Source organism: Janthinobacterium sp. YR213, assembly GCF_900099875.1.
In the GTDB taxonomy this organism is placed as follows: Bacteria; Pseudomonadota; Gammaproteobacteria; order Burkholderiales; family Burkholderiaceae_D; genus Janthinobacterium; species Janthinobacterium lividum.
The window spans coordinates 122,050-144,113 of record NZ_FNDA01000002.1; the positions used below are offsets into that span (position 1 = coordinate 122,050).

Consider the following 22,064-nt stretch of genomic DNA (forward strand, 5'->3'; position numbering starts at 1 on the left):
TTCAGCTTTGCATTATCTCGCATTTTCACGCCTTGTTTGTGGCGGCTATTGTGCGAATAATGCAAACAGACCTATACCCACACCAGGAGACTTCGAGTGACCACGCAAAACGCTATTCCAACTGTTCCCCTCTTGATCAACGGCGAGTGGGTTGAATCCCAGACCACCGTCTGGCGCGACGTCGTCAACCCGGCCACGCAGGAAGTACTGGCCAAGGTACCGTTCGCCACGCCGGAGGAAGTGAACGCCGCCATCGCCTCGGCCCAGCGGGCCTTCAAAACCTGGCGCAAGACGCCGATCGGCGCGCGTGCGCGCATCTTTCTGAAACTGCAGCAGCTGATCCGCGAAAACATGGCCGACCTGGCCGCCACCTTGACGATGGAACAGGGCAAGACCCTGCTCGATGCGGAAGGCGACGTCTTCCGTGGCCTGGAAGTGGTGGAGCATGCCGCCAATATCGGCACCCTGCAAATGGGCGAATACGCGCAAAACGTGGCTGGCGGCGTCGATACCTACAGCGTGATGCAGCCGCTGGGCGTGTGCGCCGGCATTACCCCATTCAATTTCCCCGCCATGATCCCGCTGTGGATGTTCCCGATGGCGATTGCCTGCGGCAATACCTTCGTGCTGAAACCATCGGAGCAAGATCCGCTCGTGACGGAAAAGCTTGTGCGCCTGGCCTTGCAGGCAGGTATTCCGGCTGGCGTGCTGAACGTCATTCACGGCGGCGAAGACGTGGTCAACGCCCTGTGCGATCACCCGGACATCAAGGCGATTTCCTTTGTCGGTTCCAGCAAGGTGGGCACGCATGTGTACCAGCGCGCCAGCCTGAACGGCAAGCGCGCGCAATGCATGATGGGCGCCAAGAACCACGCCGTCGTCTTGCCGGATGCAAATAAAGAACAGACCCTGAACCAGCTGCTGGGTGCGGGTTTCGGCGCCGCCGGCCAGCGCTGCATGGCGGCATCGGTGGCCGTGCTGGTGGGCGAAGCGCGCGAATGGCTGCCGGAATTGTCGGCCAAGGCGCAAACCCTGACGGTCGGCGCGGGCAAGGACAATCCGGACCTGGGCCCGGTCATCTCGTGCGCGGCGAAAGAGCGCGTCTTCAGCCTGGTCGCCAAGGGTATCGAACAGGGCGCCGTGCTGACCCTCGATGGCCGCGACGTCAAGGTTGATGGCTATCCGAACGGTAACTTCGTCGGCCCGACGATTCTGTCCGGCGTGAAACCCGGCATGGTCGTGTATGACCAGGAAATCTTTGGCCCCGTATTGATCGTCGTCGAAGTCGATACCCTGGATGAAGCGATTGCCCTGGTGAACGCAAATCCGAACGGCAACGGCACGGCGCTGTTTACGCAAAGCGGCGCGGCCGCCCGTTATTTCCAGGAAGAAATCGACGTGGGCCAGGTCGGCATCAACGTGCCCATCCCCGTGCCCGTTCCCCTGTTCAGCTTTACGGGGTCGCGCGGCTCCAAGCTGGGAGATTTGGGCCCGTTTGGCAAGCAGGTCGTGCTGTTCTACACGCAGACGCAGACGATCACCCAGCGCTGGTTCACGGACGCGGCCTCGGTGGGCAAGGTCAATACCACCATCAGCCTCAAATAAGGAGCTGGCATGGACTTTGAACTGAGCGACGAGCAGCGCGAGTTCCAGCAGGCGGCGCGCGCGTTTGCCGAAGGCGAACTGGCGCCGCACGCGGCCCATTGGGACGCGGAATCGATTTTTCCCGTGGAAACCATCGCCAAGGCGGGCGAGATGGGCTTTTGCGGCCTCTACACGCCGCAGCGCTGGGGCGGCCTGGGCTTGAGCCGCCAGGATGCGGCGATCGTCTTCGAGGAGCTGGCCGGTGGCTGCACTTCGACCACGGCCTATATCACCATCCACAACATGGCTACCTGGATGCTGTCGCGCTGGGGGCAGGAAGCCCTGTGCGACGAATGGGTGCCGTCCCTGGCCGCCGGCCAGAAACTGGCCAGTTATTGCCTGACGGAACCGCAGTCGGGCTCCGACGCGGCCTCCCTGCGCACCAAGGCAGTGAAGGAGGGCGATTTTTATGTTCTCGACGGCACGAAGGCCTTTATTTCCGGCGCGGGCCAGACGGACATGCTGATCGTCATGGCGAGAACCGGCGGCGAAGGCGCGGCCGGTATTTCCGCGTTTGCCGTGCCGGCGAATCTGCCCGGCATCGTGTATGGCAAGAAGGAAGAAAAGATGGGCTGGAACAGCCAGCCCACGCGCATCATCAGCTTTGACCAGGTGAAAGTGCCGGCAGCGAACTTGCTGGGCGCGGAAGGCGAAGGCTTTGCCATTGCCATGAAGGGCATCGATGGCGGGCGCATCAATATCGCCGTGTGCTCGGTGGGCACGGCGCAGGCGGCCCTCACGCGGGCGCAGGCGTACATGAAGGAGCGCACGCAGTTCGGCCGCGAGCTGGCGCAATTCCAGGCCTTGCAATTCAAGCTGGCCGACATGCTGACGGAACTGGTGGCGGCGCGCCAGATGGTGCGCTTGGCGGCGTGGAAACTGGACCAGGAAAGTCCCGACGCCACGGCATACTGCGCCATGGCAAAACGTTTCGCCACGGATGTAGGTTTTAATGTTGCCAACGATGCGCTGCAATTGCATGGCGGCTATGGCTACATCCGCGAGTATCCGCTCGAGCGCCACGTGCGCGATACGCGGGTGCATCAGATCCTGGAAGGGACGAATGAAATCATGCGCCTGATCGTCGCGCGAGCGATTTTGAAAGACGGCGCCACGGAGAATCTGCGATGACCAAAGTGTATACAAATTTGCTGTTGGAACGCCATGGCCATACGGCCCTGGTGACGCTCGACAACCCGCCTGCCCATACGTGGACCCAGGCCAGCCTGAACGCGCTGACCCAGCTGGTGGCCGACCTGAATGCCGACCCGGACGTGTACGCTCTCGTGATCACGGGCGGCGGCGCCAAGTTCTTCTCTGCCGGTGCCGATCTGAAGGTGTTTGCCGATGGCAACAAGGACACGGCGTTCGCCATGGCCGCCGCGTTTGGCGAGGCGTTCGAGGCGTTGTCCGCGTTTCGCGGCGTCAGCATCGCCGCCATCAATGGCTATGCCATGGGCGGCGGGCTTGAATGTGCGCTGGCCTGCGACATCCGTATCGCTGAAGAACATGCGCAGATGGCTTTGCCGGAAGCGTCCGTCGGCTTGCTGCCGTGCGCGGGCGGCACGCAGCACTTGCCGTGGCTGGTGGGCGAAGGCTGGGCCAAGCGCATGATTTTATGTGGCGAACGGGTCGATGCGGCCAAGGCGCTGGCTATCGGCCTGGTCGAGGAAGTCGTGCCAACCGGCAAGGCTGCCGCCACGGCGCTGGCCCTGGCCGCCAAGGTGGCCCGTCAAAGCCCCAGCAGCGTGACGGCGTGCAAGACCCTGATCCAGGGCGCGCGCAGCCATCCGTTGGTCAATTCCTTGCCCGATGAACGCACCCTGTTCCTGGGCCTGTTCGATACGCAAGACCAGAAAGAAGGCGTGCAAGCGTTCCTGGAAAAACGTCCGGCGGAGTGGAAGAATGGCTGAAAGTACCCTGATTGAAACTGTGAAAATCGAGGAACGCGACTGTCCCGGCGGCATGAAGCTGGGCGTCATCACCCTCGATGCGCCAAAGTCCTTGCATGCCTTGACCCTGGACATGATCCGCGCCATCGATGGCGCTCTCGTGCGCTGGGCCAGTGACGCTGCCATCGCCTGCGTGGTGCTGCAATCGTCGACCGACAAGGCTTTCTGCGCGGGCGGCGACGTGCGCAGCCTGCGCACGGCCGTGGTCGAGCAGCCGGAGGCCGTGCCGAATCCTCTGGCGCTGGCCTTCTTTGCCGAGGAATACCGGCTCGACCACCGCATCCATACCTATGCAAAGCCGCTGATGGTGTGGGGCGGCGGCATCGTCATGGGTGGCGGCCTGGGCCTGATGGCCGGCGCCAGCCACCGCGTGGTGACGGAAAGCACGCGCATCGCCATGCCGGAAATCACGATCGGCCTGTTTCCCGACGTGGGCGGCAGCTGGTTCCTGGGCCGCATGCCGGGACGCAGCGGCCTGTTCCTGGGCTTGACGGGCGCGCCATTGAACGCGGCCGATGCCCTGTTTGCGGGTCTCGGCGACTATTTCCTGCGCCAGGAAGAGCGGGCCATGGTGCTCGACGCGCTGGCACTGGCGCAATGGCAAGCCAGCCCGCAGGCGAACAGCGAACAGCTGGACCGGTTGCTGCGCGGCTTTTCGGCGCCAACGACGGTGCTGCCCGTCTCCGAAGTGCGCGCCAACTTCGATGCCATCGCCGCCTTGACGCAAGCGCCCACCTTGCCTGAAGTGGTGGCCGCCATTGCCGCGTATGACGGCGATTCGGTGTGGCTGCAAAAGGCGGCCCACTCGCTGGACAAGGGCGCGCCCACTTCGGCCGCTTTGGTGTGGGCCATGCGCGAACGCACGCGGCATCTGAGCCTGGCGCAAGTGTTCCAGCTGGAATTGATCGTTGCCGTGCAATGCTGCGCCCATGCGGACTTCAGCGAAGGCGTGCGCGCCTTGCTGATCGACAAGGACAACGCGCCGCAGTGGCAGCCGGCCAGCCTGGCCGACGTCAGCGCAGCGTATCTGGACGAGTATTTTGCGGCGCCGTGGACACAGCATCCATTGGCGGATCTACATTAAATAAAAGAATAACTGGAGACTTTCACCATGCAACATATCGCTTTTATCGGCCTGGGTAACATGGGCGCGCCGATGGCCCGCAATCTGGTGGCCGCCGGCTTCCACGTGTCCGTGTTCGACCTGGCGCCAGCGGCAGTGGCTTCGCTGGTCGAGGCGGGCGCCACGGCGGCAGCGTCCGCCAGCGCGGCCGTACAGACGGCCGACGCCGTCATTACCATGCTGCCAGCCAACAAGCACGTGCAGGAACTGTACCTGGCGGCCGGTGGCGTGCTGGACTCGGCCAAGCCGGGCGCCTTGTTCATCGATTGCAGCACCATCGCCGCCGACGTGGCGCGCCAGGTGGCGCAGGCGGCCAGCGAACGCGGCTTTGCCATGATCGATGCGCCCGTCTCGGGCGGCACGGCGGGCGCGGCGGCCGGTACCCTGACCTTCATCGTCGGTGGCAGCGACGCGGCCTTGCAGCAGGCGCGGCCTTTGCTGGAGAAGATGGGTAAGAACATCTTCCATGCGGGCGAGGCGGGTGCGGGCCAGGTGGCGAAGATTTGCAACAACATGCTGCTGGGTATTTTGATGGCCGGTACGGCGGAGGCGCTGAACCTGGGCGTGGCGCATGGCCTGGACCCGAAAGTGTTGTCCGACATCATGGCCAAGAGCTCGGGCCGCAACTGGACCCTGGAAGTGTACAACCCGTGGCCGGGAGTCATGGACGGCACGCCCGCGTCGCGCAATTACACGGGCGGCTTCGGCACGGCGCTGATGCTGAAGGACCTGGGCCTGGCGCAGCAGTCGGCCCTGTCGGCGAATGCGCCCACGCCCTTGGGCGGTCTGGTGCGCCAGTTGTACCAGATGCATGCGCAAGCCGGTTATGCGCAGCAGGATTTCTCCAGCATCGTGCAAATGCTGCAGCCGGGCTTGAACAAGCCTGCCTGAGGAATTTTGGGCAAAAAAAAGCCCGCTGGTAAAAGCGGGCTAAATCCAATTCTTGGAAGAGTTGGAGGAGACAGATGCATTATGCTGCATCGCCACATATAACTCCAATTTATATTTTGAATATCAAATATAGATTTTCATGATATCTCTTCCCGGTAGCCGCCTGGCGGCTACCGTTACTACAACTTAGGCCGGATTGCAGGCGACCTTTACCGATGTCACATTCGCTTCGCCCATGGTGCCGCCGCCTGTGCCCGGCTGTACAACGCACAGCAGGCCCTTCGGCTGCACGGAGACGCTGACGCCATAGGTATCGCCATAGGCGACGGAGCCGGCCATGGTAAAGGTCGTGGAGTCCTTGACCACTGTTGTTGTGGTACTACCGTTAATCAGCACCAGACCGTCCACCGTCAGGCCGGAAATCGTGCCACCCACGGTATATCTGTTTTGCGCGCAAGCAACAGCGGCGCTGATAGTGAGGTAATGACCAGCCGAACCGGAACCACCGCTGATGCTGCAAGTCATGTGCGCCGGTTGCTGCTGGATGGTGATGTTGTAGTCGGTACCATAGTCGATGCGCTTGGCAAAGGTAAACGCTGTTTTCCCCGCAGGAACCGGCAGGGAGTCGCCGCTATTGACCAGGATCAGTCCTTCATTGTTCAAGCCTGAGATCGTGCCGCTGACATCATACGAGGCCTTGCCGCCGCAAGCGGCCAGTCCCAAGGTCAGCAGCAGTGCGGCGATAGGGCGCAAGCAGGATAACTTCATGTATTTCTCCAAAAATAGGTGACGGATCGCAAGGATTACTGCGGCTTGCAGTCAAGTGTGGCTGCGGTCGTGGCGGCAGATCCCATCTTGCCGACCGTATCGCTGCCATCGGCACTGCTGGAACCCTGGAAGCGGCACGTCAGGCCCGTTGGCTGAGCCAGTATGGAAATGCCGTACGAGGCGCCGTCATCAACGCTTTTGAATTCGTAGGTGGTGGCGCCAGCCAGCAGGGTGGTGCCGTTGGGGCCCATCACCAGGCGCAAACCATCCGTGGTCAGGCCCGTGACCGTGCCGCTCAACGGGTAGGCGTTGGTCTGGCAGTTCACCTGGGCTGTAGTCACGGAGTAGCTCGATGCCTTGCCGACGCCATTGATAATGGTGCAAACGGCACCCTTGGGCTGTTGTGCGATAGTGATATTGTAGCGGTCATCGTTCTTGACCAGCTTGGTGAAAACAAAGCTGGCCTGGCCCGCAGGAATCGGCAAGCTTTCCCCGTCATTCAGGAGAATCAGGCCATCTTTGGCCAGGCCGACGACTTGGCCTTGCAGATACAGGTTGCCGCCGCTGCCACCGCAGGCTGCCAGTGTGACGGCGCAAGCCGCCGCCAGCATCGAGCGCAGGTACAAATTTTTCATACATTCTCCAAAACGAATTAGGTTGGGTAGCGCAACGCGGACGCTGGCGCCGCATTGGAATGGCGCCTATTTTAGTCTATCTGGCAAGCTGAATGATCTTGCCTTGTATCACCCTGTAACAATTTTTCGCCGGGAAGCGCTGGCCCGGCCCCATTTCATGGAGGCGCAGCCATGCCGGCGGCGGCGATCAATGCGACAATAGAGGCAGGCTGCGCACTGTGGCGTGGCATCCACCGTGAATCCCATGTCCCTTGCCCCTGTAAAACCTGCCGTGCCGCCCAAGGCCATCCTGTTCGACCTCGACGATACCTTGTGGCCCATCGCGCCCGTGATTGCCGCCGCGGAAACCCTTCTGCACGACTGGCTGGCCACGCATGCGCCCAAGGTGGCGCAGCAGTTTTCCATCGAGGTGCTGCGCCAGCACCGCCTGGCCATGCTCCATGAACAACCGCATTTCCATGGCAACCTGATCGAGTTGCGCCGCGCGGGCTTGCTGGCCGCCTTCGAGGCGGCCGGCGAGGATCCTGTCCTGGTCGATGGCGCCATCGCGCAGTTCCTGGCTGCGCGCCATCGCGTCCAGCCGTATGACGACGTCTTGCCTGGCCTTGCCTGGATGGGTCAGCGCATGCTGGTCGGCTCGATTTCGAATGGCAATGCGGACCTTGAAATTATCGGCCTGGCACAGCATTTTAAAGTCTCCATCGCCGCCAGCGATTTCGGCGTGGCCAAGCCTGACGCGAGCATCTTCCTGGCCGCTTGCGCCGCGCTGGGCGTGGCGCCGCATGAGGCCGTGTATGTGGGCGACGACTTGTATTTCGACGTCACGGGAGCGCAAGGGGCGGGCATGCGCGCCGTGTGGATGAACCGCAAGGGCAGCGACGCGCAGATGGCCGCCGGCGTGCAGCCCGACGCCATCTGCGCCAACTTCGATGAATTGCTGCTGTGGCTGCAGGGGCAACTGGAAGATTGATCGCCGCAGACCGGGCGAACGTGCATAATAGGCGCTGTTGATGCACGTTCGGCCGCTTTCGTTGCCGCTTGCTTAACAACATACTTGCTTAAATAAAACACCATGCAACTCGATACACGTGCCCAAACACTGCTGAAAGCCCTGGTCGAGCGATATATCGCCGACGGCCTGCCGGTCGGTTCGCGCGCCTTGTCGAAAATTTCCGGCCTGGACCTGTCGCCGGCCACGATCCGCAACATCATGGCCGACCTGGAAGAGCTCGGTTATGTGTCCAGCCCTCACACCTCGGCCGGACGCATCCCCACGCCGCGCGGCTACCGCATCTTTGTCGATACCTTGCTGACCGTCCGGCACCTGGACGAGCATCTGGTGGAGTCGCGCATGCGCCTGCAGACGCCGCAACCGCAAAAAACCATCGCCAACGCGGCGCAGATGCTGTCGTCGCTGTCGCAGTTTGCCGGCGTCGTGCTCACTCCGCGCCGCGAATCCGTATTCCAGCAAATCGAATTCCTGCGCCTGTCCGAAAAACGCATCCTGCTCGTCATCGTCGCCCCCGGCGGCGACGTGCAGAACCGTTTATTGCTGACGGAGGCCGACTATACTCCGGCGCAACTGGTGCAATCGGCCAATTACATCAACCAGAATTATGGCGGCCTGTCATTCGATGCCGTGCGCGTGCGCCTGCAGGGTGAGTTGCGCCAGTTGCGCGACGATATGGGCAGCCTGATGCAGGCGGCCGTGGAAGCGGGCAGCGAAGCGATGGCCGACCATAGCGATGACATGGTGATTTCCGGCGAGCGCAACTTGCTCAGCGTGAGCGATCTGTCATCGAATATGCATTCGCTGCGCCAGATGTTCGACATGTTCGAGCAAAAAACGGGTTTGATGCAGCTGCTCGATGTATCGAGCAAGGCGACGGGCGTGCAGATATTCATCGGCGGCGAATCGAACCTGGTGCCGATGGATGAGATGAGCGTGGTGACGGCGCCGTATGAAGTCAACGGCAAGATCGTGGGCACGCTGGGAGTGATCGGACCGACGCGCATGGCCTACGAGCGCGTCATCCCGATTGTCGATATCACGGCCAAGTTGCTGTCAAGCGCGCTCAGCCATCATTGATCGTAATGCCTGGCGCGCCAGCCGCCCCGTGGGAGCGGCCAGCTGTGGTCAGGCGGTTTTGTGCGGGCAAGCCGTCTTGATGCAGTTGCCGTAGATGGCCAAGGCGTGTTCGGCGATCTTGAAGCCGCGCTCTTCGGCTACCTTTTGCTGGCGCACTTCGATGTCTTCGTCGAAGAATTCCTCGACCCGGCCACAGTCGAGGCACACCAGGTGGTCGTGGTGGGAACCTTCGTTGAGTTCGAAAATCGCCTTGCCGGTTTCAAAATGGTTGCGGTTGAGCAAGCCGGCCTGTTCGAATTGCGTCAGGACGCGGTAGACAGTTGCCAAGCCGACATCCATATTGTCGGCCAGCAGAATCTTGTAGACGTCTTCCGCGGTCAGGTGGCGTACCGGGCTACTCTGGAAGATATCGAGTATCTTCAGCCGTGGCAGGGTGGCTTTCAGGCCGCTTGCCTTGAGATCACTAGGATTGTTACTCATGTTTGTTGCTCGTATGTGGGTCAGGTGCTTTATCATATAGCGTTTTAGCGGGGAGTGCCAAAATATGCATTTTTTGGCAGGCCGGCCACTCCTGGCGTTTTGTTCATCAAATTGAGGTCATTTATGCGCGTAACACCGGCTGTATTGCCATCTCTCTGGCACCGTATTTCATTTCGAGCACCAGTCGTGGCAGGCATGGTCTGTGTCGCGCTGGCCATGTCCGGCTGCGCCAGCCGTGGCATCCTTGGCGAAAAGCCGGCAGCTGCTCAAAAAGAAGGCAAGGAACTGGTCCCCGAACAGGGCGCACAAACGACCACCATTACGCCGCTGCAAAAATTCATGTGGTTTTTCTCGCCCTACCGTCCTGACATTCAACAAGGCAACTTTGTCTCCGAAGAGATGCTGGCCCAGTTGAAAGTGGGCATGACGCGCGACCAGGTGCGTTTCGTCCTCGGCACCTCGCTGCTGACCGATATCTTCCATGCCGACCGCTGGGATTATCCATTCCGCCTGGCCCGGGGCAGTGGCGAAACCACCAGCAGCCGCGTGGTCGTGTACTTCGGCAAGGATGGCAAGGTTGAACGTTTTGAAGGCGGCAACTTGCCGACGGAGAAAGAATACATCGACCGTATCGCCGGCCCGTCGCCGTTCGCCAAGGTCGCCAAGGCCGACGTGCCTGCCGCCGCCGTGCCGTCACCCGTGGCGCCAAGCGCCGTGCCCGTGCCGGCCGATGCCGCGCCCGCCATTCCTGTGAGTAAGCCGGAAGTGACGCCTGCACCTGCCGCCGAGCCTGCACCTGCACCTGCTGCCGAACCCACCAAATAAGTTGCTGTAAGAGAATAAAATGACTGAACTGAAAATTGCCATCGCTGGCGCCAGCGGCCGCATGGGCCATATCCTGATCGAAGCGGTCAGCAATGCGCCTGACGCCGTGCTGGCCGGCGCCCTCGACCGCGCTGGTTCGCCTTCCGTCGGCCAGGATGCGGCCGCCTTTCTCGGCAAGCCTGCCGGCGTGCTGATCGAATCCGACCTGGCCACCGGCCTGGCCGGCGCCGATTACCTGATCGACTTCACGCGTCCCGAAGGCACTTTGCAGCACCTGGCGTATTGCGCCGAGCATGGCATCAAGATGATCATCGGCACCACGGGTTTCGATGATGCGGGCAAGGCCGCGATTGCCGCCGCCGCCGAAAAGACGGCCATCATGTTCGCGCCGAACATGAGCGTGGGCGTGAATGTCACCATGAAGCTGCTGGAACTGGCCGCGAAAAGCCTGTCCGAAGGCTACGATATCGAGATCATCGAAGCGCATCACCGCTTCAAGGTCGATGCGCCATCGGGCACGGCCCTGCAAATGGGTGAAGTGGTGGCCGGCGCCCTGGGCCGCGACCTGAAGGAATGCGCCGTGTACGGCCGCGAAGGCGTGACGGGCGAACGCGACCCGTCGACCATCGGCTTTGCCACCATCCGCGGCGGCGATATCGTCGGCGATCATACGGTGCTGTTTGCCGGCATCGGCGAGCGCATCGAGATCAGCCACAAGTCGAGCAGCCGCGTCACCTACGCCCACGGCGCCCTGCGCGCCGCGCGTTTCCTGGCCGACAAGCCGACCGGCCTGTTCGACATGCAGGATGTGCTGTCGCTGAAGAACTGAGGAAGACCATGGCCACTGCCATCCTGAATGGAAAAGACATCACCGACGCAGCGAGCTTTCACGCGCAATGCGTGCAAGCCTTCGGTTTCCCCGAGTTCTACGGCAACAGCATGGACGCCTGGGTTGATTGCCTCAGCTATCTGCGCGATGACGAAAACATGACGCAGTTCCGTTTGAAGCCGAACGAAGTGCTCGACATTGTTGTGCAGGATGCGGAAGCAATGAAGGCGCAAGTGCCGGACTTGCTGGAAGAAATCACGTTCTGTATCGCCGGCATCAATGAGCGCTATGACGATTATGGCGAGAAGCCGGCGCTGAAGCTGGTATTGAAGTAGGTCGGATTAGCGCGCAAGCGCGTAATCCGACATACCCAACATTTACACGACCTTGCGTTCGCGCAAACCGTCGATCTGGCCGCCATCGAGGCCCAGCCACTGCTGCAGCACCTCGTCCGTATGCTGCCCCAGCAATGGCGGCGGCAAGCGGTATTGCACCGGCGAATGGGACAGGCGTACGGGATTGGCCACCAGCGCCACCGTGCCCGCCGTCGGATGCGGCATTTCCACTTTCAAGCCACGCGCCACCACTTGCGGGTCGGCAAAGACCTGGTCGATGCGGTTGACGGGACCGCACGGCACGGCTTGCGCCTCGAAGGCGCTGATCCACTCGGCCGTCGTGCGCATGACCGTGGTCTGGCGCATCAGGGGGATCAAGATCGCCCGGTGCGCCACGCGCTGCGGATTGGTGGCGAAGCGTTCGTCCTGCGCCCATTCCGGGTGGCCGGCGACGGCGCAAAAGCGCGAAAATTGGCCATCGTTGCCGATCGCCAAAATCATGTCGCCATCGGCTGTGGGGAAGTCCTGGTAGGGCACGATGTTCGGATGGGCATTGCCCATGCGCTGCGGCACCTTGCCGCCGCACAGGTAATTGGCCGCCTGGTTGCCCAGCGCGGCCACTTGCACGTCGAGCAAGGCCAGGTCGATATGCTGGCCCAGGCCCGAGCGTTCGCGTTCGGCCAGCGCCGCCTGCACGGCGATCGTGGCGTACAGGCCAGTCAGGATGTCCGTCTGCGCCACGCCCACTTTTTGCGGACCCGCGCCCGGCTGGCCGTCGGGTACGCCCGTGATGCTCATCAAGCCGCCCATGCCCTGGATTAGGAAGTCATAGCCGGCGCGCGCCGCGTACGGCCCATCCTGGCCAAAGCCCGTGATGGAGCAGTAGACGAGGCGCGGGTTGAGTGCCAGCAAGCTGGCCGCATCGAGGCCGTATTGCTTCAAACCATCGAGCTTGAAATTTTCCAGCAGCACGTCCGCTTCGGCCGCCAGCTGGCGCACCAGGGCTTGCCCTTCGGGCGCGGCCAGGTCGATGCACAAGGAGCGCTTGTTGCGGTTGGCGCACTGGAAATAGGCGGCCTCGGCGGTGTCGCGGCCATCTGCATCTTTCAGGTACGGCGGGCCCCAGGAGCGCGTGTCGTCGCCACGGCCCGGCTGTTCAACCTTGACGACGTCGGCGCCCAGGTCGGCCAGCATTTGCCCGGCCCACGGGCCGGCCAGCACGCGCGACAGGTCCAGCACGCGCAAGCCGGTCAGCGGCGCGGGCCGCAGGGTGGAAGCCAAGGCGTCCATTAGTTGAACGCGGCGATGCCGGTGATGGCGCGGCCGATGATCAGCGCGTGCACATCGTGCGTGCCTTCATAGGTGTTGACCACTTCCAGGTTGACCAGGTGGCGGATGACGCCGAACTCGTCGGAAATACCGTTGCCACCCATCATGTCGCGCGCCATGCGGGCAATATCGAGCGCCTTGCCGCAGCTGTTGCGCTTCATGATCGAGGTGATTTCCACGGCGGGCGAGCCTTCATCCTTCATGCGGCCCAGGCGCAAGCAGCCTTGCAAGCCCATGGTGATTTCCGTCAGCATGTCGGCCAGTTTCTTTTGCACCAGCTGGTTCGCTGCCAACGGGCGGCCGAATTGCTGGCGGTCCATCGTGTACTGGCGCGCCTTCAGGTAGCAGTCTTCGGCCGCGCCCAGCGCGCCCCAGGCGATGCCGTAGCGGGCGCTGTTCAGGCAAGTGAACGGGCCTTTCAAGCCGCGCACGTCGGGGAAGGCATTTTCTTCCGGGCAAAACACCTCATCCATGACGATTTCACCGGTGATGCTGGTGCGCAAGCCGACCTTGCCGTGGATTTCCGGCGCCGACAAACCTTTCCAGCCTTTTTCCAGCACGAAGCCGCGGATCGCGCCTTCATCGTCCTTGGCCCAGACGACGAACACATCGGCGATGGGGCTGTTGGTGATCCACATCTTGGCGCCGGAGAGACTATAGCCGCCCGGTACCTTGCGCGCGCGCGTGACCATGCTGCCGGGATCGGAACCATGGTTCGGCTCCGTCAGGCCGAAGCAGCCGATGAATTCGCCCGTCGCCAGTTTCGGCAGGTACTTCTGCTTGGTTTCCTCGTTGCCGAAGGCATTGATCGGCACCATGACCAGCGACGATTGCACGCTCATCATCGAGCGGTAGCCCGAATCGACGCGCTCGACTTCGCGCGCGGCCAGGCCGTAGCAAACATAGTTCAGGCCGGCCCCGCCGTATTCTTCGGGAATGGTCGTGCCCAGCAAGCCCAGCTCTCCCATTTCGCGGAAGATGGCGGCATCCGTGCGGCCATGGCGGAACGATTCGAGGACCCTGGGCACCAGGCTGCCCTGGCAATAGTCGCGGGCCGCTTCCAGCACGGCGCGTTCGTCGCCCGTCAGTTGTTCTTCCAGCAGCAGGGGGGAATTCCAGTCGAATACGGTTTTGCTCATCACAGGCCTCGCAGGTGAGCGCCGGTGATCGGCGCAAGATTGAATATGGCTCATGGTAGGTTTTTGCCTAGCCTTGCGCAAACGATTTTTTCGCACCCAGACATGCGTGTTGCGCATATCTTGCGGCATACTAGGGCCTTTCACCGGCCGGATACCCCCATGTCACGCAAAATTCCCATGCTGCAAGCCCTGAACTGCTTCGAGGCGGCTGCGCGGCACCAGAGCTACACGCATGCGGCGCGCGAACTGTCGCTGACGCAAAGCGCCGTGTCGCGGCAGATTTCATCCTTGGAAACTTTTCTTGGCGTGCAATTGTTTCAGCGCACGCGCCATGGCGTGTTACTGACCAGCGCCGGCGCCGCGTATGCGCGGCAGATCGCGGCCCGTCTCGACGGCCTGGAGCGCGACACGCTCGACACCATGGCGCGCCAGGGGGGCGGCGGCGCCTTGCAGCTGGCTTCGGTACCCACGTTTGCCACGCGCTGGCTGATGCCGCGGCTGTCTTCGCTGGCGCAACTGCACCCGGATATCGTCGTGCATATTGATGCCTATACGAAACCGTTCATGTTTGCCGATACGGAATACGACGGCGCCCTGTACGCGGGCACGCCCGAGCAATTGGCGCGCTGGCCCGGGACGCGCGCCACCTTGCTCATGCATGAAGAAATCGTGCCCGTCGCCAGTCCGCGCCTGCTGGCGGCGCGCAGCGCCTGGCAGCCGCAGGATTTGCTGGAACTGACCTTGCTGCAACAAAGTACGCGCCCGGGCGCCTGGCGCCAGTGGTTTGACGCCATGCAGGTCGAGGGAGAGGGGCGTGATGGAGCGCACTATGGCGCCCGTTATGAACTGTTTTCCATGCTGGCCATGGCGGCCGTGCAGGGGCAGGGCGTGGTCTTGCTGCCACGCATGCTGGTTGAAGCGGAGCTGGCGCGTGGTGAATTGCGCATCGCATGCGAGCGCCCACTGCGCGGCCAGCGGGCGTATTACCTGATCACGCCTGAAACGGCGCATGAAAAGACGGCCCTGCAGCAATTGCGCGCATGGCTGCAGGGTGAAGCCGCCTAAGCGACCTTGCCGGTATCGAAATGGGGATTGTCGATCAGGCCGATCTGGTTGCCGAACGGATCGAGCAATTCCACCGTGCGGATGCCGTCGCCCACGTCCGTGATCGGGTGGTGCAGACTGCCGCCCAGTGCCACGATGCGCTCGACTTCCTGCTCGATGCCATCCACGCCCCAGTACGTCACGCTGCCCTGGGTGCCAGGCTGGCCGTCTGGCAGCAAGCCCAGCTCGAAGCCGCCGATGGCAAAACCGACATAGAACGGCTGGTCGAAGTAGGGCGTGGTATTGAATACCTGGCTGTACCAGGCCTTGGCCTTGTCCAGGTCGGGGACGGGATAGGTGACGGTGCGCAAGCCCTTGATCATGTTCTGCTCCTGGTAAATGAAGAATAACGCCATCATGCCACCGGCGCGCGCGTGGCGATTGTAAAAATGGAAGGTTTCAATGGTGGCGGTGCATAAGCCACGCCTCGGGCGAGCTGCGGGCGAAATCCTGGAAATCGTGAATCAGGTGCGACTGGTCGAAATAGCCAAATTGCAGGGCCACTTGCGCCCAGTCCGGCTGTCCCGCCAGGCTTGTCAGCCCCTGGCTGGCGGCGCGAAAACGGCAGATACGGGCAAACAGCTTGGGGCTGATGCCCACTTGCTGGCGAAATTGCAGCGCCAGGTGCTGGCGCGACACGCCCAGTTGCCGCGCCAGGCCATCCACGCGCACCTGGCCGCATGCGCGCTCGATGGCCGCGATGGCATGTTCGGCCGCGCCGGGCTGGCGCCGTGGCGGCACGCTGCGCAGGCGCAGCAGCAGATAGTCTTGCAGAATAGAAATTCTTTGCGCATTGGACAAGGGCTCGCTCCACAGGGCGTCAGCCAGGCGCGCCGCCAGTTCGCGGCCCCACAACTGCTGCAATCCCGTGCGGCCATCGCTGAGTTCACACAAGGGAAGCTGGAAGAAGCGGGCCGCCGCGCCCGGCTTGAAGCGGGCCGCCACCGTCTGCACCAGGCCCTGGCTGACGACGGCGATCGGCGCCGTCATCATGCCGACGGCAAAGCTGGCATCCTGCTGGTCCTGGCACAGGATGTCGATGCAATTGTCGGGCAAGACCTGGTGCGTCAGGGGCGTGGCGCCCGTTCGCACGCGGCACGTCCAGACGCAGTCCAGCCAGGGCCGCAGGGCGGGGATGGGCGGATATTCCTGGTAGACGATCATGGCCGGACTTGAGGTAAAGAATAATATTGTTGCATATGTATTGTTGCATACGACATAGCATAATTGTGCGCCCGTCAAAATATGCGAGACCGGGCCGCCAGCGCGCCGCGCTATCGGGCGGCGACAACCAGTATAATGCTCGGTTCATATCCACTATTGGCCGCACATCATGCAAGATAAATATAGTCCCGCCGACGTCGAACAAGCCGCCCAATCGCACTGGAAGGCGATCGACGCCTATAAAGCCGTCGAACACGACCCGCGTTTCCCAAAAGGCAAGTATTTTGCCTGCTCGATGCTGCCTTACCCTTCGGGCAAGCTGCACATGGGTCACGTGCGCAACTATACGATCAATGACGTGATGTACCGCTACCTGCGCATGAATGGCTACAACGTGCTCATGCCGATGGGCTGGGATGCCTTCGGCATGCCGGCGGAAAACGCGGCCATGGCCAACAACGTGCCGCCCGCGCAATGGACGTACTCGAACATCGCCCACATGAAGCAGCAGATGGAATCGATGGGCCTGGCCATCGACTGGTCGCGCGAAATGACCGCCTGCAAGCCCGAATACTACAAATGGAACCAGTGGATGTTCCTCAAGATGCTGGAAAAAGGCATCATCTACAAGAAGACCGGTACCGTGAACTGGGATCCGATCGACCAGACCGTGCTGGCCAACGAGCAAGTCGTCGACGGCCGCGGCTGGCGTTCGGGCGCGCTGATCGAAAAGCGCGAAATCCCCATGTACTACGCGCGCATCACCGATTACGCGGAAGAATTGCTGGCCTATGTGGATGACAAGCTGCCGGGCTGGCCCGAGCGCGTGCGCACCATGCAGACCAACTGGATCGGCAAGTCCACGGGCGTGCGCTTCGCCTTCCCGCATGACATCAAGGACGCGAATGGCGCCCTGATCGGCGACGGCAAGCTGTATGTGTTTACCACGCGTCCGGACACCGTCATGGGCGTGACCTTCTGCGCCGTGGCCGCCGAGCACCCGCTGGCCATCCACGCCGCGCAAAGCAATCCTGCGCTGGCCGCTTTCAACGCCGAATGCAAGCTCGGTTCCGTGATCGAAGCGGACATGGCAACGATGGAGAAGAAGGGCATGCCGACCGGCCTGTTCGTCACCCATCCGCTGACGGGCGCGCAGGTGGAAGTCTGGGTCGGCAACTACGTGCTGATCACCTACGGCGATGGCGCCGTGATGGGCGTGCCGGCGCACGACGAGCGCGATTTCGGCTTTGCCAAGAAATACGACCTGCCGATCAAGCAAGTCATCGAAGTCAAGGGCCAGGAATTTTCGACGGACGCGTGGCAGGAATCGTATGGCAGCAAGGATGGCGTCTGCGTTGCCTCCGGCAAATACGACGGCCTGCATTTCGCTTCCGCCGTCGATGCGGTGGCCGCCGACCTGGCCGAACTGGGCCTGGGCGAAAAGAAAACCACGTTCCGCCTGCGCGACTGGGGCATCTCGCGCCAGCGCTACTGGGGCACGCCGATCCCGATGATCCATTGCGCCGATTGCGGCGTGGTGCCGGTGCCGGAAAAAGACTTGCCGGTGGTGCTGCCGGAAGACTGCGTGCCGGACGGCACGGGCAATCCGCTGAACAAATACGAAGCTTTCCTCAAGTGCGACTGCCCGCAGTGCGGCAAGCCGGCGCGCCGCGAGACGGACACCATGGATACCTTCGTCGATTCGTCGTGGTACTACATGCGCTATACCTCGCCAGGCAGCAATGACGCCATGGTCGACGCGCGCAATGACTACTGGATGCCGATGGACCAGTACATCGGCGGCATCGAACACGCCGTGATGCACTTGCTGTACGCGCGCTTCTGGACCAAGATCATGCGCGACTTCGGCCTGGTCAAGTTCGACGAGCCGTTCGTCAACCTGCTGACGCAGGGCATGGTGCTCAACGAAACCTACTTCCGCAAGGACGCGGTGGGCAAGACTACCTGGTTCAACCCGGACGACGTGCGCCTGTCCCTCGATGACAAGGGCCGTCCGCAAAGCGCCGTCCTGGTGGCCGACGGCCAGCCGGTGGAAATCGGCGGCACGGAAAAAATGTCGAAGTCGAAGAACAACGGCATCGACCCGCAAGCGCAGATCGAGCAGTACGGCGCCGACACGGCCCGTCTGTTCACCATGTTCGCTTCGCCGCCGGAACAGACGCTGGAATGGTCGGGCAGCGGCGTCGAAGGCGCGAACCGCTTCCTGCGCCGCGTGTGGAACTTCGGCTACGCCCAGTCGGCGACGATCCAGGCCGCACTGGCTGGCGGCGCCGCACCTGCCACGGGCGACGCGCAGAAAAACCTGCGCCGCGAATTGCACAAGCTGCTGCAGCAAGCCGATTACGACTTGAAGCGCATCCAGTACAACACCGTGGTGTCGGCCTGCATGAAGATGCTCAACACCCTGGAATCGGCCAAGCTCGATGACAGCGCGCAGTCGAAAGCGCTGATCGCCGAAGGTTTCTCCATCTTCCTGCGCCTGCTGAACCCCGTCGCGCCGCACATCACCCACGTGCTGTGGCAGGAACTGGGCTACGCTGGCGTGCACGGCGACCTGTTGAACGTCGCCTGGCCGCAGGTCGACCCGCAAGCATTGGAACAGTCCGAGATCGAGATGATGATCCAGGTGAACGGCAAGCTGCGCGGCTCGATCACGGTGTCCAAGGATGCGGACAAGGCCAGCATCGAAGCGGCTGCGCTGGCCTGCGAAAGTGTGCAGAAGTACGTCGAGACCACGCCGAAGAAGATCATCGTCGTGCCAGGCAAGTTAATCAGCATCGTGGTGTAATCATGACGACTTCCTCTCAAGTATCGCTGTTGGGCCGCCGTGCCGTGCTGGCGCTGGGCCTGACTGTTTTGCTGTCGGCCTGCGGCTTTCACTTGCGCGGTTCGAACGGCAGTTTCATGCTGCCGTTCGCGACGATGTACATCGGCTTGCCCGACACGTCGCCGCTGGCGATCGGCCTGAAACGCTATATCCGCGCCATTGGCAGCACGGAGGTGGTGAACACCAAGGATGGCGCCGACGCCGTTCTTGAAGTGCTCAACGACCCGGAGAGGAATCGTACCAAGACCATTTTGTCGCTGAACAATAACGGCCGCGTGCAAGAGTACCAACTCGGCTACGCGATCAATTTCCGCGTGGTGGACAAGGCCGGCAACCAGTTGTTGGCACCGACGACCATCAGCCTGGTGCGCCCGATTACCTTCGATGAATCGCAGGTACTGGCCAAGGAAACGGAAGAAGCGGCGCTGTACCGCGACATGCGCAACGACCTGGTGCAGCAGATCATGCGCCGCCTGGCCGCCATCAAGCCGGTGCTGCCGGCCATGTCGGTGGCGCCCGTGGCGCCCGTGACGCCGGTCGCTCCGCAGCAGTAACGGGGACGCCATGCAATTGCGGATAGACGCGCTCGATGGGCATGTGGCCAAGCCGCTGGCGCAGCTATATGTGATCACCAGCGACGAACACTTGCTGGCGCTGGAAGCGGCCGACAAGATCCGCCGCGCGGCGCGTGCGCAGGGGTACTCCGAGCGCGATGTGCTGACGGTGGAGCGCAGCTTCAAGTGGGGAGAATTGCTGGCGGCGAACCAGGAGCTGTCGCTGTTCGGCGACAAGAAAATGATCGAGCTGCGCATCCCCACCGGCAAGCCGGGCAAGGATGGCGGAGCGGCGCTGCAAAGCTACGCGAAAAATCTCAGTCCGGACAATCTGACCCTGATCACCTTGCCCAAGCTGGATTGGGCGACGCAAAAGGCGGCCTGGGTCGCCAGCCTGCAGCAGGCGGCCGTGTATATCGACATTCCGAATGTGGAACGGGCGCAGTTGCCTGCCTGGATATCCCAGCGCCTGGCGGCACAGGGGCAAAGCGCCGAACGGGCCAGCATCGACTTCATCGCCGAACGGGTGGAAGGCAATTTGCTGGCGGCGCACCAGGAAATCCAGAAACTGGGCTTGCTGCATGCCGCGGGCAAGCTGACGTACGAGCAAGTGCAGGACGCGGTGCTGAACGTGGCCCGCTACGATGTCTTCAAGCTGTCCGAAGCCATGCTGGCCGGCGACCCGGCGCGCCTGGTGCGCATGCTCGAAGGCTTGAAAGGCGAGGGGGAGGCGCTGCCGCTGGTCTTGTGGGCCGTCTCCGAAGAAATCCGCACGCTGTTAAAATTGAAGGCCGGCATGGCGCAAGGGCGTCCATTGGGCGCGCTGCTGAAGGAATACCGCATCTGGGGGCCGCGCGAGCGGATGATGGAACCGGCTCTGCGGCGCATTTCGCTACCCGTGCTGGAAGCGGCGCTGCAGCAGGCGGCGCAGGTGGACAAGATGATCAAGGGCTTGCGCGCCAAGGGCTACGCGGGCGATGCCTGGGATGCCATGCTGCAGCTGGGTCTGAAGATCGCCCGAGGCTAGTTTTTTACTATATGGATACGAGCATGGACATCACAGAATATATGCAGGACGTGGGCACGCGCGCGCGCGCCGCCTCGCGCGCCATGGCGCGTGCCGACAGCGCCACGCGCAACCGTGCCTTGAGCCTGATCGCCGCCGCCATCGTGCGCGATGCCGATCTGCTGCGCGCGGCCAACCAGCGCGACCTCGATGCGGCGGCGGCCGCCGGCCTGGCGCCGGCCATGCTCGACCGCCTGACCCTGTCCGACTCTGCCATTGCCACCATGGTCGAGGGCTTGACGCAGATCGTGTCGCTGGCCGACCCGATCGGCGAAATCTCGAACATGAAATTCCGCCCGACGGGCATCCAGGTGGGGCAGATGCGCGTGCCGCTAGGCGTCATCGGCATCATCTATGAAGCCCGTCCGAACGTGACGGTGGACGCGGCCGGCCTGTGCATCAAGAGCGGCAACGCGACGATCTTGCGCGGCGGCTCGGAAGCGATACACTGCAACCGCGCGCTGGCCAAGCTGGTGGCCGAGGGCTTGCAGGGAGCAGGCCTGCCGGCCGATGCCGTGCAAGTCATCGACACCACCGACCGCGCCGCCGTCGGCGCTCTCATCACCATGCCGCAGTACGTGGACGTCATCGTGCCGCGCGGCGGCAAGGGCCTGATCGCGCGCCTGATGAGCGAGGCTACCGTGCCGATGATCAAGCACCTCGATGGCATCTGCCACGTCTACATCGACGCCAAGGCCGATATCAGGAAGGCGATCGATATCGGCTTCAACGCGAAGTGCCACCGTTACGGCACCTGCAACACCATGGAAACCCTGCTGGTGTCGCGCGCCATCGCCGCTACTGTGCTGCCGCAGCTGGCCGAACTGTACCTGACCAAGCAGGTGGAACTGCGCGCCGATCCGGAAAGCCATGCGATCCTGTCCGCCGCCGCTTATCCGCACCTGGTGCCCGCCACCGAGGAAGACTGGTCCACCGAATACCTGGCGGCGATCCTGTCGGTGAAAGTGGTCGACGGCATCGACGAAGCGATGGACCACATCAACCAGTATTCGTCCAAGCATACGGAATCGATCATCACGGAAGACTACAGCGATGCGCTGCGCTTCCTGCGCGAAGTCGATTCCGCCTCGGTGATGGTGAACGCGTCGACGCGTTTCGCCGACGGCTTCGAATATGGCCTGGGCGCCGAGATCGGCATCTCGAACGACAAGCTGCATGCGCGCGGCCCGGTGGGACTGGAAGGTTTGACCTCGCTCAAGTACGTGGTCTTTGGCCACGGCGAAGTCCGTAAATAGTCTCTTTCGCGGGCTGCCCACAAGGCGGCCCGT

Annotated in this window: 22 protein-coding genes; 15 read left to right on the forward strand and 7 right to left on the reverse strand. The window is 62.5% G+C overall.

The features are described from left to right. Positions 1–96: 96 nt before the first annotated feature. Genes BLT98_RS09755 through mmsB form a run of 5 tightly spaced genes read left to right on the forward strand, consistent with a single transcriptional unit; the run spans position 97 to position 5,610 of the window. The gene (locus BLT98_RS09755; RefSeq protein ID WP_034778805.1) at positions 97–1,605 is read left to right on the forward strand and encodes a CoA-acylating methylmalonate-semialdehyde dehydrogenase; all 1,509 of its coding nucleotides are present in this window, start codon (positions 97–99) and stop codon (positions 1,603–1,605) included. Positions 1,606–1,614: 9 nt separating this feature from the next. Beyond that, positions 1,615–2,775, forward strand: coding sequence for an acyl-CoA dehydrogenase family protein (locus BLT98_RS09760; protein ID WP_070254718.1), 1,161 nt, complete (start codon positions 1,615–1,617; stop codon positions 2,773–2,775). Next, on the forward strand, positions 2,772–3,557 hold the full coding sequence (locus BLT98_RS09765; RefSeq protein WP_092607275.1) for an enoyl-CoA hydratase: 786 nt from the start codon (positions 2,772–2,774) through the stop codon (positions 3,555–3,557). Before BLT98_RS09760 ends, BLT98_RS09765 begins: the two co-directional genes overlap by 4 nt. Further along, positions 3,550–4,680, forward strand: a complete 1,131-nt coding sequence (locus BLT98_RS09770) for an enoyl-CoA hydratase/isomerase family protein (RefSeq protein WP_092607279.1) — start codon at positions 3,550–3,552, stop codon at positions 4,678–4,680. Before BLT98_RS09765 ends, BLT98_RS09770 begins: the two co-directional genes overlap by 8 nt. Before the next feature lie 27 nt (positions 4,681–4,707). Continuing rightward, on the forward strand, positions 4,708–5,610 hold the full coding sequence (gene mmsB / locus BLT98_RS09775) for a 3-hydroxyisobutyrate dehydrogenase (RefSeq protein WP_092607282.1): 903 nt from the start codon (positions 4,708–4,710) through the stop codon (positions 5,608–5,610). Positions 5,611–5,796: 186 nt separating this feature from the next. Here the strand turns inward: mmsB and BLT98_RS09780 are convergent, their stop codons facing one another. Together BLT98_RS09780 and BLT98_RS09785 are read right to left on the reverse strand one after the other, a co-directional pair. Then, positions 5,797–6,378 carry a DUF4369 domain-containing protein gene (locus BLT98_RS09780; protein ID WP_070281775.1) on the reverse strand — a complete coding sequence of 194 codons (582 nt, stop codon included), beginning with the start codon at positions 6,376–6,378 and terminating at the stop codon, positions 5,797–5,799. A 35-nt stretch (positions 6,379–6,413) separates the two neighbouring features. Then, positions 6,414–7,013: a hypothetical protein gene (locus BLT98_RS09785; RefSeq protein ID WP_070254715.1), complete on the reverse strand. Its 600-nt coding sequence runs from the start codon at positions 7,011–7,013 to the stop codon at positions 6,414–6,416. Between the two features lie 244 nt (positions 7,014–7,257). Between BLT98_RS09785 and BLT98_RS09790 the strand changes: the two genes are divergently transcribed. Both BLT98_RS09790 and hrcA read left to right on the forward strand, forming a co-directional pair. Next, positions 7,258–7,983, forward strand: coding sequence for an HAD family hydrolase (locus BLT98_RS09790; protein ID WP_170846349.1), 726 nt, complete (start codon positions 7,258–7,260; stop codon positions 7,981–7,983). A 102-nt stretch (positions 7,984–8,085) separates the two neighbouring features. After that, positions 8,086–9,102, forward strand: coding sequence for a heat-inducible transcriptional repressor HrcA (hrcA, locus tag BLT98_RS09795; protein ID WP_034778783.1), 1,017 nt, complete (start codon positions 8,086–8,088; stop codon positions 9,100–9,102). Positions 9,103–9,150: 48 nt separating this feature from the next. Here hrcA and fur read toward each other — a convergent pair whose 3' ends face one another. Further along, positions 9,151–9,582, reverse strand: coding sequence for a ferric iron uptake transcriptional regulator (gene fur / locus BLT98_RS09800; RefSeq protein ID WP_034778781.1), 432 nt, complete (start codon positions 9,580–9,582; stop codon positions 9,151–9,153). Between the two features lie 195 nt (positions 9,583–9,777). Between fur and BLT98_RS09805 the strand changes: the two genes are divergently transcribed. Genes BLT98_RS09805 through BLT98_RS09815 form a run of 3 tightly spaced genes read left to right on the forward strand, consistent with a single transcriptional unit; the run spans position 9,778 to position 11,571 of the window. Then, entirely contained in the window at positions 9,778–10,407 is a 630-nt protein-coding gene (locus tag BLT98_RS09805; RefSeq protein ID WP_092607288.1) for an outer membrane protein assembly factor BamE, read from the forward strand. 19 nt (positions 10,408–10,426) lie between these two features. After that, positions 10,427–11,236: a 4-hydroxy-tetrahydrodipicolinate reductase gene (dapB, locus tag BLT98_RS09810; protein ID WP_092607291.1), complete on the forward strand. Its 810-nt coding sequence runs from the start codon at positions 10,427–10,429 to the stop codon at positions 11,234–11,236. An 8-nt stretch (positions 11,237–11,244) separates the two neighbouring features. Beyond that, complete coding sequence (locus BLT98_RS09815) at positions 11,245–11,571, forward strand: barstar family protein (protein WP_092607294.1); 327 nt, start codon at positions 11,245–11,247, stop codon at positions 11,569–11,571. Between the two features lie 42 nt (positions 11,572–11,613). On the opposite strand, the gene BLT98_RS09820 is transcribed toward BLT98_RS09815, so the two are convergent. Both BLT98_RS09820 and BLT98_RS09825 read right to left on the reverse strand, forming a co-directional pair. Continuing rightward, positions 11,614–12,861 carry a CaiB/BaiF CoA transferase family protein gene (locus tag BLT98_RS09820; protein WP_092607297.1) on the reverse strand — a complete coding sequence of 416 codons (1,248 nt, stop codon included), beginning with the start codon at positions 12,859–12,861 and terminating at the stop codon, positions 11,614–11,616. After that, positions 12,861–14,039 carry an acyl-CoA dehydrogenase gene (locus tag BLT98_RS09825; RefSeq protein WP_034778773.1) on the reverse strand — a complete coding sequence of 393 codons (1,179 nt, stop codon included), beginning with the start codon at positions 14,037–14,039 and terminating at the stop codon, positions 12,861–12,863. Before BLT98_RS09825 ends, BLT98_RS09820 begins: the two co-directional genes overlap by 1 nt. A 159-nt stretch (positions 14,040–14,198) precedes the next feature. Between BLT98_RS09825 and BLT98_RS09830 the strand changes: the two genes are divergently transcribed. Next, positions 14,199–15,104 carry a LysR substrate-binding domain-containing protein gene (locus tag BLT98_RS09830; protein ID WP_070281770.1) on the forward strand — a complete coding sequence of 302 codons (906 nt, stop codon included), beginning with the start codon at positions 14,199–14,201 and terminating at the stop codon, positions 15,102–15,104. Here BLT98_RS09830 and BLT98_RS09835 read toward each other — a convergent pair. Further along, positions 15,101–15,502: a VOC family protein gene (locus BLT98_RS09835; protein WP_244517452.1), complete on the reverse strand. Its 402-nt coding sequence runs from the start codon at positions 15,500–15,502 to the stop codon at positions 15,101–15,103. The genes BLT98_RS09830 and BLT98_RS09835 overlap by 4 nt on opposite strands. A 40-nt stretch (positions 15,503–15,542) precedes the next feature. Continuing rightward, on the reverse strand, positions 15,543–16,307 hold the full coding sequence (locus BLT98_RS09840; RefSeq protein WP_244517453.1) for an AraC family transcriptional regulator: 765 nt from the start codon (positions 16,305–16,307) through the stop codon (positions 15,543–15,545). A 169-nt stretch (positions 16,308–16,476) separates the two neighbouring features. On the opposite strand from BLT98_RS09840, the gene leuS reads away from it, so the two are divergent. From leuS to BLT98_RS09860, 4 genes are read left to right on the forward strand one after another with little or no spacing between them, the layout of a single operon-like run. After that, positions 16,477–19,116, forward strand: a complete 2,640-nt coding sequence (gene leuS / locus BLT98_RS09845) for a leucine--tRNA ligase (RefSeq protein WP_092607300.1) — start codon at positions 16,477–16,479, stop codon at positions 19,114–19,116. Positions 19,117–19,118: 2 nt separating this feature from the next. Beyond that, on the forward strand, positions 19,119–19,709 hold the full coding sequence (gene lptE / locus BLT98_RS09850; RefSeq protein WP_092607303.1) for an LPS-assembly lipoprotein LptE: 591 nt from the start codon (positions 19,119–19,121) through the stop codon (positions 19,707–19,709). A gap of 10 nt (positions 19,710–19,719) precedes the next feature. Next, entirely contained in the window at positions 19,720–20,736 is a 1,017-nt protein-coding gene (gene holA, locus BLT98_RS09855; RefSeq protein ID WP_034778765.1) for a DNA polymerase III subunit delta, read from the forward strand. A 23-nt stretch (positions 20,737–20,759) separates the two neighbouring features. Beyond that, a complete protein-coding gene (locus BLT98_RS09860; RefSeq protein ID WP_092607306.1) occupies positions 20,760–22,031 on the forward strand; it encodes a glutamate-5-semialdehyde dehydrogenase in 1,272 nt (423 codons plus the stop codon). Positions 22,032–22,064 lie beyond the last annotated feature (33 nt).